Annotated in this window: 11 protein-coding genes; 4 read left to right on the forward strand and 7 right to left on the reverse strand. The window is 65.0% G+C overall.

Annotated elements, in window-relative coordinates; translation table 11 throughout:
* Window positions 1-383: 383 nt before the first annotated feature.
* From ACVOLI_RS18415 to ACVOLI_RS18425, 3 genes are all read right to left on the reverse strand, one after another.
* Window positions 384-806 (reverse strand): hypothetical protein, encoded by a 423-nt coding sequence (locus tag ACVOLI_RS18415; protein ID WP_481615492.1) that lies wholly within the window; start codon window positions 804-806, stop codon window positions 384-386.
* The gene (locus ACVOLI_RS18420; RefSeq protein WP_481615493.1) at window positions 803-1,522 is read right to left on the reverse strand and encodes a 2OG-Fe(II) oxygenase; all 720 of its coding nucleotides are present in this window, start codon (window positions 1,520-1,522) and stop codon (window positions 803-805) included. Before ACVOLI_RS18420 ends, ACVOLI_RS18415 begins: the two co-directional genes overlap by 4 nt.
* A gap of 230 nt (window positions 1,523-1,752) precedes the next feature.
* The gene (locus ACVOLI_RS18425) at window positions 1,753-2,766 is read right to left on the reverse strand and encodes a class 1 fructose-bisphosphatase (protein WP_481615494.1); all 1,014 of its coding nucleotides are present in this window, start codon (window positions 2,764-2,766) and stop codon (window positions 1,753-1,755) included.
* 286 nt (window positions 2,767-3,052) lie between these two features.
* Here ACVOLI_RS18425 and ACVOLI_RS18430 point away from each other — a divergent pair, with 286 nt between their 5' ends.
* A complete protein-coding gene (locus tag ACVOLI_RS18430; RefSeq protein ID WP_481615495.1) occupies window positions 3,053-4,288 on the forward strand; it encodes an MgtC/SapB family protein in 1,236 nt (411 codons plus the stop codon).
* Window positions 4,289-4,584: 296 nt separating this feature from the next.
* Here the strand turns inward: ACVOLI_RS18430 and ACVOLI_RS18435 are convergent, their stop codons facing one another.
* The gene (locus tag ACVOLI_RS18435; protein ID WP_481513385.1) at window positions 4,585-5,787 is read right to left on the reverse strand and encodes an amino acid aminotransferase; all 1,203 of its coding nucleotides are present in this window, start codon (window positions 5,785-5,787) and stop codon (window positions 4,585-4,587) included.
* A gap of 175 nt (window positions 5,788-5,962) precedes the next feature.
* Between ACVOLI_RS18435 and ACVOLI_RS18440 the strand changes: the two genes are divergently transcribed.
* Together ACVOLI_RS18440 and ACVOLI_RS18445 are read left to right on the forward strand one after the other, a co-directional pair.
* Window positions 5,963-8,083: a TonB-dependent receptor family protein gene (locus ACVOLI_RS18440; protein WP_481615496.1), complete on the forward strand. Its 2,121-nt coding sequence runs from the start codon at window positions 5,963-5,965 to the stop codon at window positions 8,081-8,083.
* Between the two features lie 269 nt (window positions 8,084-8,352).
* Entirely contained in the window at window positions 8,353-8,676 is a 324-nt protein-coding gene (locus tag ACVOLI_RS18445) for a hypothetical protein (protein WP_303750102.1), read from the forward strand.
* 59 nt (window positions 8,677-8,735) lie between these two features.
* On the opposite strand, the gene ACVOLI_RS18450 is transcribed toward ACVOLI_RS18445, so the two are convergent.
* The 3 genes from ACVOLI_RS18450 to adh form a co-directional block, all read right to left on the reverse strand.
* Window positions 8,736-9,083, reverse strand: coding sequence for a hypothetical protein (locus ACVOLI_RS18450; RefSeq protein ID WP_481615497.1), 348 nt, complete (start codon window positions 9,081-9,083; stop codon window positions 8,736-8,738).
* Window positions 9,037-10,065 (reverse strand): alcohol dehydrogenase AdhP, encoded by a 1,029-nt coding sequence (gene adhP, locus ACVOLI_RS18455; RefSeq protein ID WP_481615498.1) that lies wholly within the window; start codon window positions 10,063-10,065, stop codon window positions 9,037-9,039. The genes ACVOLI_RS18450 and adhP overlap by 47 nt, the downstream gene beginning before the upstream one ends.
* A 109-nt stretch (window positions 10,066-10,174) precedes the next feature.
* Entirely contained in the window at window positions 10,175-11,704 is a 1,530-nt protein-coding gene (gene adh / locus ACVOLI_RS18460; protein WP_481615499.1) for an aldehyde dehydrogenase, read from the reverse strand.
* 243 nt (window positions 11,705-11,947) lie between these two features.
* On the opposite strand from adh, the gene ACVOLI_RS18465 reads away from it, so the two are divergent.
* Window positions 11,948-13,807 (forward strand): sigma-54-dependent Fis family transcriptional regulator, encoded by a 1,860-nt coding sequence (locus tag ACVOLI_RS18465; RefSeq protein ID WP_481615500.1) that lies wholly within the window; start codon window positions 11,948-11,950, stop codon window positions 13,805-13,807.
* The last annotated feature ends 303 nt before the right edge of the window (window positions 13,808-14,110 follow it).

Here is a 14,110-nt window from a genome sequence, read left to right on the forward strand (position 1 = left end):
CCCCCCCACCACGCGGCCCCTCACTGGCTATTTTTCATACCCCCCACGTGTCGGCCGTACCCTGGGGGGCCGGGGGGCCGCTGGGGTTGGGGGGGGGGCGTCCGCCGCGAAGCCGATAGCAATGAAGTTGCCAGCATCTCCAGATTGGAGTGATCACCAGCTTCGCGGCTGACGCCGCTCCTACAGCGGTTGGCCAGCCGGTAAAGCTCCAGCCGAGCGTGATGCAGCTTGTAGGAGCGGCGTGAGCCGCGAAGCCGATAGCAATGAAGTTGCCAGTATCTCCAGCTTGGATTGATCATCAGCTTCGCGGCTGACGCCGCTCCCACATTGGTCACTCCTAACGTCCCAGCGGAGCATGGCTCCGGTCTACCAAAACGCACTGCTCAGGATGCAGGTCGTACCTGCACAACGCAGAGACTGCCTGGCCATTTATCCAAATGACCTCCTGTTTTTTTTGTGTAGACGCCTGTTAGAAGTACATGAGTTTCCGGGTCGGCTTGGAGAGGTGAAAGGCCATCAATCCAAATGCCTTTGGTGTAATCACGCGCGTAGATATCAACGCCTGCATCCGAATACAGCGCGGAGTATTCGAAGCCATGTGAGTAATACCCCGAAACAGAGACAGCACGCCCTTCGTACTCCTGGCCGTTTGTGAGGAGCTCGCCGAGGGAAACGGGTTGAGCAACACCGATGTGGCGCTCACAAAAGCTGTTGACCGCAGGTGCGGCTTGTTTCATCGCTGGCGGCGGCGGACAAGCGCAGGCTGACAGCAACAGAGAAGTCAGAGCAAGCGGGAGGAATCTCATGTCCCACCGGTTCCTGTCGGCTCGCCATATAAACGCTGCGCTGACTGGAACAAGATCCAACTCGTGGCGATGAACTTGTCCCCACCCTGCGGGCGATTGCCGCGATGGGTATGGGTGAATGCCGTAGGCGCGATCAACAGGCTGCCAGTGCGCGGTACCACCTTGCGCTGCTGGAACAGGAATTCGGTTTCGCCCTCTTCAAAACCGTCGTTGAGATATAGCGTCCACAACAGGTGCCGGTGCAGGGTTTCGCCGCTGGGGTCGCGCGGGAACAGCTCGCAGTGCCAGTAGGGATAGCCGCCCTCGCCCGCCGTATACCACTGCAGGTTGATCGCGCCGGGGCGCAGGCAGGTGCGCGCGAGCTCGGATAGCGCGGCATCGTCCATACCCTGGAAATCATCTGCGCTCAGGCGGCGCGCTTGGCCTTGCGCATCGGGTACCTGCAGCATCAAGGGCGAAATCAGCACCTGTGGATAACGCCGTAGGTACTGCAGCATGCCGTTGAACACCGCCTGCTGCAGGCGCTGTTCGACATCGCGCCAGCCGTCGTTACCGCTGATGCGCAGATCGTGGCTGCGCTTGAGTTCGGGGAACACGCCGCTGCCAACCTGGCCGGGTTTGAGCTGGGTGCTGTGGCGCAGACGTTCGACGATGACCGCGCAGTCGTCGGCGGACAGGGCGTTGTCGTAGACCTCAATGAAATCAACAGCAGTCATCGGCAGCCTCGCAGTGCATGTCCGCCGATGGTGGCCTGAAGCGACCCGCATGTGTAGTGCCGAGCCATGCTCGGCAGAGGGGCTGTACCGGTAGTGCCCTTGCCGAGCATGGCTCGGCACTACAGGAGGGTTATCGGTAAAGCCGCTTTCCCGATATGGCTTGAAAGGCCGCAAAAGCCCCCCTCCCCAGCCCTCCCCTTGGCCTGCGGCCAAAGGGAGGGAGCAGACGGTCAGCCCTGCAGGTCGTGCTCGCGGTGGTAGCGGGTGGCTTCGGCGACTTCGTTCTTCGAGCCGAGAAACACCGGTACGCGCTGGTGCAGCTGGGTCGGGGCGATGTCGAGGATGCGCTCGCGGCCATTGGTGGCGGCGCCGCCGGCCTGCTCCACCAGCAGCGACATCGGGTTGGCCTCGTACATCAGGCGCAGCTTGCCGGCCTTGGACGGGTCCTTCTTGTCCCATGGGTAGATGAAGATGCCGCCGCGGGTCAGGATGCGATGCACGTCGGCGACCATCGAGGCGATCCAGCGCATGTTGAAGTCCTTGCCGCGTACGCCGTCCTTGCCGGCCAGCAGGTCAGCCACGTAGCCCTGCATCGGCGCTTCCCAGTGGCGCTGGTTGGACATGTTGATGGCGAATTCCTTGGTGTCGGTTGGCACCTGCATGCCGCGCTGGGTCAGCACGAACTCGCCGGTTTCGCGGTCCAGGGTGAAGGCGTGGGTGCCATGGCCGACGGTCAGGACCAGCATGGTGCTGGGCCCGTAGATGCAGTAACCGGCGGCGACCTGCTGGGTGCCCGGCTGCAGGAAGTGCTCGTCGCCCGGCTTATCCACACCCTTGGGCGAGCGCAGCACCGAGAAGATGGTGCCGACCGAGACGTTCACATCGATGTTGGAGCTGCCATCCAGCGGATCGAACAGCAGCAGGAAGTCGCCCAGCGGGTATTCCGACGGCACTGGCTGGCTGTGGTCCATTTCCTCGGAAGCGCAGGCGGCCAGATGGCCACCCCAGGCATTGGCTTCAAGCAGGATCTCATTGGAGATCACGTCCAGCTTCTTCTGCGCCTCACCCTGCACGTTGCCGGTGCCGGCATCGCCCAGCACGCCGCCCAGGGCGCCCTTGCTGACGGCGATCGAGATGCTGGTGCAGGCGCGGGCGACCACGGCCACCAGCTGGCGCAGGTCGGCGTTGATGCGCTTGGCATGCTGTTCTTCGATCAGGAAACGGGTCAGCGACGTACGGGACATGGACGGCAACTACCTTCAGACGAAAGGGGCGCTATTGTCGCGGCTGGCTCCACTTTTAGCGAGTCGCAGCCAGATTTTGTCTTCCTGTGGACAAATCTGGACAGCGCCTGCCGGCCAGAGCGGCGTGTACTGGTTCCGGCGATGAAAAGCCCGCCATGGCGGGCGCATCGGGGTTATCCACAAACGTTTGGGGATAACTCCAGATTGGAATGAGATGTGGATAAGTCCGTGGGTATTGGTTTTATCCACAGGCCTCGTACCATTCAGGGCCTTGCTGGAGAACACGATGGATTGGAACCAGGCCACACATGGTTTGTTGACCGCCCTGGGCATCGGCCTGCTGATCGGCGCGGTGCGCGAGCGTCAGCACGGCGGGCGCAAGAGCCTGCAGGCCGGGGTTCGCACGCATGCGCTGTCCGCCCTGCTGGGTGCGGCGGCACTGATGCTCGGTCAGGCGGTGTTCGTGGTCGCGCTGCTGGCGGTGGCGGCGCTGGCCTGGACCAGTTATCGCGTCACCTCGCGCGAAGATCCGGGCCTGACCGGCGAGATCGCCCTGTTGATAACTGTGTTGCTGGGTGGGCTGGGCATGCAGCAGCAGGCGCTGGCCGCGGCGCTGGGTGTGGTGGTGGCGATCCTGCTGTGGGCGAAGGCGCCATTGGCGCGGCTGAGCCGGGAGGTGATCAGCGATCAGGAGGTGCGTGACGCCCTGTTGCTGGCCGCCTGTGCGCTGGTGGTGCTGCCGATGCTGCCGGACAGCGCGGTTGATCCCTGGGGCGTGCTGGTGCCGTCCAAGCTGTGGCAGATTGTGGTGCTGGTGATGGGTGTGGGCATGCTCGGCCATATCGCGCTGAGGGCGGTGGGCGCGCGCTGGGGTCTGCCTGTAGCCGGGTTCTTTTCTGGCTTTGCTTCCTCGACTGCGGCAGTGGCCGGGTTTGGCCGCAGCAGCCGCGCCGCGCCGGCCCTGGTGATGCCGTCGGTGGCGGCCGCGCTGTTGGCGAATCTGGCCTCGTTGCTGTTGTTTGCTGCGGTTATCGGTACGAGTTCGGCGACGTTGTTGAAGGCTACGGCTTGGCCATTGGCGGCAGCGTGCCTGGTTCTGTTGTTGTGCTCGGCGCTGGGGCTGCGCCATGTGGCCGATGAAGCGGTGCCGCAGGGGCCGGCCAGCAAGGCCTTCCAGCTGAAGCACGCCCTGCTGATCGCACTGGTGATTGCGGTGGTGCTGTTGCTGTCCGAAGGGCTGCGGCAGTTGTTCGGGCAGGCCGGTGCCTTGGCCGGGGCGACCATTGCCGCCTTGGGTGAACTACACGCGGCGGCGGCGAGTATTGCCGGGCTTACGGCTTCTGGTGGGCTGGAATTGGCACAGGCGCGCTGGGGTGTGGTGGCGCTGTTGGCCTCGGCGTCATTGGCCAAGTCGGTGCTCGCGTTCGCCAGTGGTGGTGGGCGCTATGGGGCTGGCGTGGCGGTTGGGCTGGGGGCGATGGTGGTGACTGCAGTGGTGGTTACCTGGGTGGTGCCGGGGTAGCTGCGGGATATCCACAGGGGCTTGTGGATAAGGCTTTGGAGAAGCAGGAGCTGGAGCAACGGCACCCCTCCCCAGCCCTCCCCTGCGCTTTGCGCAAGGGAGGGGGCTAAGCTGCAGTTCGCGACATGGTGAGGGCTGCAGCTCAGCCCCCTGCCTTTGCCGCAGGCAAGGGGAGGGTTGGGGAGGGGGGCTTTAAAGCTCCAAAGCCTTTGTTCCACAACCTTATCCACAACCCTCAAGCCACAAAAAAGCCCGGGTTTCCCCGGGCTTTTCATTACATCAGCAGCAACGCTGCATCAGCCGCGGCTGACGTCGTAAACCGCCTTTGCCACGTAGTCCAGGTTGTTCTGGCTCAGCGCGGCAACGCAGATGCGGCCGGTGCCGACGGCGTAGATGCCGTAGTCGTCACGCAGCTTGTCTACCTGCGCCTTGCTCAGGCCCGAGTAGGAGAACATGCCGGCCTGCTGCTGGATGAAGCCGAACTCCGGCGCGCCCAGGGCGGCCAGCTTCTGCACCATGCCGGCACGCAGGGCGTGGATGCGCTCGCGCATTTCGGTCAGCTCGGCTTCCCACACGCCACGCAGCTCGCCACTGTTCAGCACGCCGGCGACAAGCGCGGCGCCGTGGGTGGACGGGCTGGAGTAGATGGTGCGGATGATGCGCTTGACCTGCGACTGCACGGCCTTGGTCGAGGTCGCGTCCGGACCCACCACCGACAACGCACCGACGCGCTCGCCGTACAGCGAGAACGACTTGGAGTACGAGTTGGCGACGATGAAGCTGTCGATGCCGGCATCGGCGACGATGCGCACGGCCTGGCCGTCCTGGGTGATGCCCTTGTCGAAGCCCTGGTAGGCCATGTCGATGAAGGGGAACAGCTGGCGGTCCTTCATCAACGCGGCAACCTGCTTCCACTGCTCGGTGCTCAGGTCGGCACCGGTCGGGTTGTGGCAGCAGGCGTGCAGCAGCACCACGGTGCCCGGCTGCAGCTTCTGCAGGTCGGCCAGCATGCCGGCGAAGTCCAGGCCGTGCGCGGCGTTGTCGTAATAGGTGTAATCGACCACGTCGAAACCGGCGGCACCGAACACGGCGCGGTGGTTTTCCCAGCTCGGGTTGCTGATGGCGATGGTGGCGTGCGGCAGCAGGCGCTTCAGCAGGTCGGCGCCGACGCGCAGCGCACCGCTGCCGCCAACGGTCTGCGAGGTCGCGACGCGGCCGGCGGCCAGCAGGTCCGACGCTTCGCCGAACACCAGCTTCTGGGTGGCCTGGGTGTAGGCCGGCAGGCCGTCGATGGGCAGGTAACCGCGCGGTTTGGCCTCGGCGGCCAGCGTCTGCTCGATCTGCTTGACGGCGCGCAGCAGCGGAATGCGGCCGCTCTCGTCGTAGTAGATGCCCACGCCAAGATTGACCTTGGTGGTGCGGCTGTCAGCGTTGTAAGCCTCGGTCAGACCCAGAATCGGGTCACCAGGTACCTGTTCCACGTTTGCAAAGAAGGACACGGCGATACTCGTATCAGTGGCGGGGAGTGGGGGTATTCGGCGCGGGATGCAGCAAAAACGCGCTCAGAACCGCATCATCGTAACAGGGCTGGAGCCCCGTGGCCGTAGGGTTTCAGCTGGAACTTCAGCGCGCGGGGCAATGACGCCGCTTCCGAAGATCGGGGATGATGGCCGGATGCGTACTTGTAATCGGTTTTTCGTGTTCTCGGGGCTGTTGGCAGCATGGCCGGCCATGGCCAATGGGCTGCCCGCCACCACCCTGGATCGGGTGCAGGTCCAGGCGGCCAAGGTCCACGCGGTGGACGATTTCGACCTGCCCTCCTCCAGCACCACGCTGGCGTTGGACGCCGACGGCAATGGCCGTGGCGCGCAGGTATCCGAAGTGCTGGGCGCCGTGCCCGGGCTGCTGGCACGTGATCGGCAGAACTACGCACAGGACACCCAGCTTTCGCTGCGTGGCTTTGGCGCGCGCTCCACCTTCGGCGTGCGTGGTGTGCGGCTGCTGGTCGACGGGGTGCCGGCGACCATGCCAGATGGCCAGGGCCAGCTCTCGCACTTCAACGTGTTCGGCGCCGACCGGGTGGAGGTGCTGCGCGGGCCGTTCTCGGCGCTGTACGGCAATTCCTCCGGCGGCGTGCTGCAGCTGTGGAGCGCGGACGGGCAGGACGGCGATCCGTGGCGGCTGCGCAGCAGCCTTGGCAGCAACAACACCTCCAGCACCGGCGTGCAGCTCAAGGGCTTGGCCGGGGCCATGCACTACAACGTGGCGGCCAACCATTTCCGTACCGACGGCTGGCGCGCGCACAGCGCGGCCCGGCGCGAATCGGTGAATGCACGGCTGGGCTTCGATCTGGCGGCAGGCCAGCGGCTGGAGCTGCTGTTCAACGGCTTCGATGCGCCACATGCACAGGACCCGCTGGGCCTGAGCCGGGAGCAGGTGCGCGAGAACCCGCGTCAGGCCACCGCCGTAGCCACCCAGTACAACACCCGCAAGTCGGTGCGGCAGACCCAGCTGGGCGCGGTCTACAGCGTCGAGCGTGATCAACAGACCTGGCGGCTGATGGGCTATGCCGGGCAGCGCGCGGTGGAGCAGTTCCTGGCGATCCCGCCGGGGCCGCAGAACAGTCCCCTGCATTCGGGCGGGGTGATCGACCTGGACAGCGATTACGGCGGCGTGGACGCGCGCTGGGCCTGGCACGGGCAGCTCGCCGGCAAGCCGCTGGAGCTGGTGATTGGTGCAAACGCAGACCGACAGCAGCAGCACCGGACCGGCTACGAGAACTTCATTGGTAGCACCCTGGGCATAAAGGGCCGGCTGCGCCGTGACCAGAACGACCGTGTGCAGAACATCGACCAGTTCGCCCAGGCCTGGTGGCAGTTCAGCCCGCGCTGGTCGGCATTGCTGGGCGCGCGCCATAGCGAGCTGCAGTTCCGTTCGCGCGACCGCTACATCACCGCCAGCAACCCCGACGACAGCGGCCGCCGCGACTACTCGGCGACCACGCCAGTGGCGGGCCTGGTGTTCCGCGCCAGCGACGAGCTGCGCCTGTACGCCTCGGCTGGCCGCGGTTTTGAAACGCCGACCTTCAACGAGCTGGGTTATCGCGCCGATGGCGGCGCAGGTCTGGCGCTGGATCTGGCCGCCGGCAGCACCCGCAACTACGAGATCGGCAGCAAATGGCGCGCGCAGAGCGGTGCGCGGCTGGAGCTGGCGCTGTTCCGCGCCGACAGTGAGGACGAACTGGCGGTGGCGACCAACAGCGGTGGCCGCAGCAGCTACCGCAACATCGGCGCGACCCGGCGGCAAGGTGTCGAGCTGAGCTGGCAGCAGCCGATTGTCGGCGACCAGCAACTGCAGCTGGCCTATACCTGGTTGCAGGCCAGCGTGCGCGAGGCCTACCTGACCTGTACCGGCCTGCCCTCGCCCTGCACCCAGCCGAGCAACCTGGTAGCGGCGGGCACCAGATTGCCGGGTGTGCCACGCCAGCAGCTGTTCGCGCGCTGGCAATGGCAGCCGGGGCCATGGCAGTGGGCGGCTGAAGTGGTGGCTGCCAGCGACATCGGCGTCAACGATCTGGGCAGCGCCAACGCAGCCGGCTATGGCCTGTTGAACCTGGAGATGGCGCGGCAATGGCGCACATCACGCGGGCCGCTGCGCGCCTTCGCCCGTGTGGATAACCTGCTGGGCCAGCGTTATATCGGCTCGGTGATCGTCAACGACGGCAACCAGCGCTATTACGAACCGGGCCCGGACCGTGCCTTTACCGTGGGCCTGCAATGGCAATGGGCGCGGTGAGCGGCTTGGTCGCAAGCTGAGCACGCGCTTTGCCCCCTCCCTTTCGCGTAGCGAAGGGGAGGGCTGGGGAGGGGTGCTTTTGCTTTTGCTTCCGCCTCTGCTTTTGCCGTCGCACCCAGCCCAACAACCATCTAAACACCCCGCTCACCCCCACCTAACAGCCCCGGGCGTAACTGTGAGCGCCCAACAGGGAGGGTTGTGCCATGTACCGCCCCGATCGCATCGAGCATCCCGCCGCGCCAACCTTGTTTGCTGCCGATCCCAAGCTGATGCGGCGTGGCCGGCTCAGGCGCAGCCAGCACGCTGCTGACGAAGTGGCGCAGGATTTCGTCCAGTACAGCCTCGACGACTATGCGCGGCGTCGGCGCGGCGCGCGCGGTTGGCTGGATCTGCAGCCGGCTTATGCATTTGCGCTGGCCACGCATGCAGCGGATTGGCCGCGTGGCAGCGGTGATACCGACGTGGAACTGGCCGAGCATTGGGAACAGGCACGCGGCGGCTCACGGCTGCGCTGGGAACAGGTGCGGGATCTTGTTGAAGATGCATGGCTGGCGCTGGACCGCATGCCGGTAGCAGCGGTGCACGCACGCTGACCAATGTGGGGCCGGGATGTAGTGCCGAGCCATGCTCGGCAGGGGCTTTCCCAGCAACATCAATTTTTGTGAGCGATGATCTGCCAGCCCATCAGCTTCGCGGCTGACGCCGCTCCCACAAAGCCGGTGTTGCTGCTGATGTAGTGCCGAGCCATGCTCGGCAGAGGCTTTCCCCGTAGCATGAATTTTTGTAGGCGATGATCTGCCAGTCCATCAGCTTCGCGGCTGACGCCGCTCCCACAAAGCCGGTATTGCCGCTGATGTAGTGCCGAGCCATGCTCGGCAAAACTTGCTTGACCACAAAAAAGCAACCCGACCAGCACACCCCGGGGGAGGTGCGGATGTGCTGGCCGGTCGCGGTCAGGCGTTGAAGTCCAGCACCACGCGGCCTTCAATCGCACCTTCATGCATGCGCTTGAACACGTCGTTGATGTTCTCCAGCTTGTCGGTGCTCACCGTCGCGGCGACCTTGCCATCGGCGGCGAACTGCAGCGACTCCTGCAGGTCCAGGCGGGTGCCGACGATGGAGCCACGCACGGTGATGCCGTTGAGCACCATGCCGAAGATGTCCAGCGGGAAGTCACCCGGCGGCAGGCCATTGAGCGAGACCGTGCCGCCACGCCGCACCATGCCCAGCGCCTGCTCGAAGGCCTTGGGCGATACCGCGGTAACAAGCGCGCCATGCGCGCCGCCGATCTCCTTCTTCAGGAAGGCGGCCGGATCAGTGTTGCGGGCGTTGACGGTGATGCTGGCGCCCAGGCGCTTGGCCAGGGCCAGCTTGGTGTCGTCGATATCCACCGCGGCCACGTTCAAGCCCATCGCCTTGGCGTACTGCACCGCCATGTGGCCGAGGCCGCCGATACCTGAGATCGCCACCCAGTCGCCGGGCTTGGTGTCGGTGACCTTCAGACCCTTGTAGACGGTGACGCCTGCGCACAGGATCGGTGCGATCTCGACGAAGCCGACTTCCTTGGGCAGCAGGCCGACGTAATTGGCATTGGCCAGCGCGTACTCGGCGAAACCACCGTTCACCGAGTAGCCGCTGTTCTGCTGCGCTTCGCACAGGGTTTCCCAGCCACCCAGACAGTGCTCGCAGTAGCCACAGGCCGAATACAGCCACGGGATGCCGACGCGGTCGCCTTCCTTGATGTGGGTGACGCCCGCACCGACCGCGACCACGTGGCCAACGCCTTCATGGCCGGGAATGAACGGGGGATTGGGCTTCACCGGCCAGTCGCCTTCGGCGGCATGCAGGTCGGTGTGGCAGACGCCACAGGCTTCGATCTTCACCAGGATATCGCCAGCGGCCGGGCGCGGCACGGTGACTTCTTCGATCACCAGCGGCTTGCCGAATTCGCGGACTACTGCCGCCTTCATCGTCTTGTCCATCAATCGATCTCCTTTGCGGGGGATAAGTCCAGCTTGGCGCCAAGCTGGACTTGGCGCCTTGATCCAGATCACGCCCGGCCAGTCGCGGCCGGGTTGACCCGGGCCTGGTTCAGAAGAAGCCCAATTTCTTCGGCGAATAGCTGACCAGCAGGTTCTTGGTCTGCTGGTAATGGTCGAGCATCATCTTGTGGTTCTCGCGGCCGATGCCCGACTGCTTGTAGCCACCGAACGCGGCATGGGCCGGATAGGCGTGATAGCAGTTGGTCCACACCCGCCCTGCCTGTATTGCACGGCCCATGCGGTACAGGCGTGAAGCGTCGCGGCTCCACAGGCCGGCACCGAGGCCGTACAAGGTGTCATTGGCGATCTCCAGCGCTTCTTCCTCGGTCTTGAAAGTGGTCACCGACACCACCGGCCCGAAGATCTCTTCCTGGAACACGCGCATCTTGTTGTGGCCCTTGAACACGGTCGGTTTGACATAGAAGCCATCGGCGAGGTCGCCGCCGAGCTGGTTCTGCTCGCCACCGATCAGCACCTCGGCGCCCTCGGCCTTGCCGATCTCGATATAGGACAGGATCTTCTGCAGCTGCTCCTGCGAAGCCTGTGCGCCCACCATGGTGTTGGGGTCCAGCGGATTGCCCTGCTTGATCGCCGCTACCCGCGCCAGTGCGCGCTCGATGAACCTCTCGTAGATCGACTCCTGGATCAGCACCCGCGACGGGCAGGTGCAGACTTCGCCCTGGTTGAAGGCGAACATCACGAAACCTTCCACTGCCTTGTCGAGGAAATCATCGTCCTCGGCCATCACGTCGGCGAAGAAGATGTTCGGCGACTTGCCGCCCAGTTCCAGCGTCACCGGGATCAGGTTCTGGCTGGCGTACTGCATGATCAGCCGGCCGGTGCTGGTCTCGCCGGTGAAGGCGATCTTGGAGATGCGCGGGCTGCTGGCCAGCGGCTTGCCGGCTTCCAGCCCGAAGCCGTTGACGATGTTGAGCACGCCCGGCGGCAATAGGTCACCGATCACTTCCATCAACACCAGGATCGAGGCCGGGGTCTGCTCGGCAGGCTTCAGCACCACACAGTTGCCAGCGGCCAGTGCCGGTGCCAGCTTCCACGCCGCCATCAGCAGTGGGAAGTTCCACGGGATGATCTGCCCGACCACGCCCAGCGGTTCGTGGAAGTGATAGGCCACGGTGTCGTTGTCGATCTGCGACAGGCTGCCTTCCTGCGCGCGCAGCGCGCCGGCGAAGTAGCGGAAGTGGTCGGCCATCAACGGCACGTCGGCGTTGAGCGTCTCGCGGATCGGCTTGCCGTTGTCCCAGGTTTCGGCATGGGCGATCAGCTCGAGGTTTTCCTCGATGCGGTCGGCGATGCGGTTGAGGATGTTGGCGCGCTCGGTGGTGGAACGCTTGCCCCAGGCGTCCTTGGCGGCGTGCGCGGCGTCCAGCGCCAGCTCCACGTCTTCGGCGTTTGAGCGCGCCACCTGGGTGAAGACCTTGCCGGTGACCGGCGTGGTGTTGTCGAAATACTGGCCACTGCGCGGGGCCACCCATTCACCGCCGATGTAGTTGCCATAGCGGGCTTTGAACAGGGACTGCGGATCGGTGGCATGCGGTTTGGCGGACAGGACTGCGTTCATCTGTGGAATCTCCGGTTCAGCGGTGTGTGGGCCGCGTGTGTGGCGGTGGCTACAACAGGCGCAAGAGCGATGCCAAGTTCCGCCTGTTGCGTTGCGGCACGATGAAAAGCCACTGGCGGCGGAAATCCACGTGCAGATTTGCTGCGCTGCGAAACGGCAGGTGATTGCAGCGCCCGCTCCGGTGTGGTGTTAATCGGAACAGTGGTTTGAACAGCTGTCGCAAAATGCGACACAGGAGCGGTCATGGCACTGGCACTGCAACATCGCGTGGGCAACGCCCGCCGCTCGTTCTTCGAGCGCGGCACCACGCCCGTGGGCACCGTGCCCGACACCATCCTGCAGTCGTGGCGGCGCTGCCAGCGCAGCGGCTTGCTGGTGGATGCCGAACCTGCGCTGGAACCCCTGCCCGGCCACAACCTGCGCGAACTGCGCGAGCGCCATGAACGCTTGTGGCGGCTGGCGCGCGCCGAGCTGGATGGGCTGGCTGCACACACCGCCAGCACCGGCAGCATCGTGCTGCTGACCGACGAGAGCGGCTGGATCCTCAATGCCGAGGGCAGCGCCGGCTTCCTCGACAAAGCCGGACGCGTGGCCTTGATGCCGGGTGTGTGCTGGAGCGAATCGGCGGTGGGCACCAATGCCATCGGCACCGCGATCGTGGAAGGCCGCGCGGTGGAAGTCCGCGGCGGCGAGCACTTCTACGCACCGCACGGCATCCTCAGCTGCTCGGCGATGCCGATCCACGATCCGCACGGGCAATTGGCCGGCGTACTCGACATCAGCGGGCCGGCCAGCGTGCAGCAGATGCATGCGATGGGCCTGGCGCGGTTGGCCGCCAACCGCATCGAGCACCGCTTCTTCGAGAACGGCCTGGGCGATTGCGAACTATTGCGCCTGCACCATGACCGCACCTTGCTGGGCACCGCCGGCGAGGCCGTGCTCGGTTTCCGCAATGGTCGTCTGGTTGCCGCCAATGGCGTTGGCCTGCATCTGTTCGGCCTGGAACGTGGCGACATCGGCCGCGCATCGTATGAGGCCTTGTTCGAGATGCCGCTGTCGCGGATGCGCGATGAAGGCATGTTGCAGGATCGCAGTGGTCGCGTGCTGCATGGTCAGTTGGATACACCAGCATCGGCAGTCCGTACGCGGACGACCAGCGTCGCGTCACCGCTGGCGCGACCGATGCCAAGCACGGTCGCCGCGCCCGCCGTGGTATTCGATGCAGGCCAGCGCGAACAGCTGTTGCGTGCCGGCCGCGTGCTGGAAGCGGGCCTGCCGGTATTGCTGCAGGGCGAAACCGGTACCGGCAAGGAAGTGGCGGCGCGCGCGCTGCACGCGCAAGGAAGTCGCAGCGGCAAACCCTTCGTCGCAGTGAACTGTGCAGCCCTGCCCGAAGGCCTGATCGAATCGGAATTGTTTGGTTACGAGGAAGGTGCCTTCACCGGTGCGCGTCGACAAGGCAGCCAGGGCCTGCTGCGGCAGGCGCAGGGTGGCGTCTTGTTCCTCGACGAGATCGGCGACATGCCGCTGGCACTGCAGCCGCGCCTGCTGCGCGTGTTGCAGGATCGCGAGCTGTCACCGCTGGGTGGCGGCAAGCCGGTCAAGCTGGATTTCATGCTGATCTGCGCCACCCATTGCGACCTGCAGCAGGCGATGGACGAAGGTCGTTTCCGTTCGGATCTGTACTACCGCATCGCCGATCACGTGATGCGGCTGTCGCCGCTGCGCGAGGCGCAGGACCGTGCGCAGCTACTGCAGGCGATGTGGCAGCCCTTGGCGCAGGGACGAGTGCTGAGTGTGGAGGCGGAGTGTGCGCTGGTCGCGTACGACTGGCCGGGCAACCTGCGCCAGCTTGCGGCGTGCCTGCGCACCCTGGTGGCGTTGACCGAGCCGGGTGCGGTGATTGATCGGGAACTGCTGCCGGAGTATCTGCATCAGGCGGCGCGTCGCGTTGCTTCCGAGCCGGTGTTGGATGGCAGCCTGCAGGAACTGGCCTTGGATGTGATGCGGCAGACCTTGGCGGCCTGCGATGGCAACGTCAGTCTGGCGGCGAAAAGGCTGGGGGTTAACCGCAGTACCTTGTATCGGCGGTTGAAGCTTTAGAGCTGAGCAACAGCAACAGCAACAGCAACAGCAACAGCAACAGCAACAGCAACAGCAACAGCACCCCTCCCCGGCCCTCCCCTGCGCGTTGCGCAAGGGAGGGGTGGTTCGCGCGGCCTGCAGCATCCTGCGCAATAGCAGCTTCAGCCCCCTCCCTTTGCCGAAGGCAAGGGGAGAGTTGGGGAGGGGTAAGCTTTTGATCTTGATTCAATCCCCAATACCCAATCCCCCAAACCCCAAACACCAACAACCAAAAACACCACACACAAAACACCCCCCCAACGCCCCCCACCCCCCAAACAC

The organism is Stenotrophomonas sp. STEN029 (genome assembly GCF_056760015.1).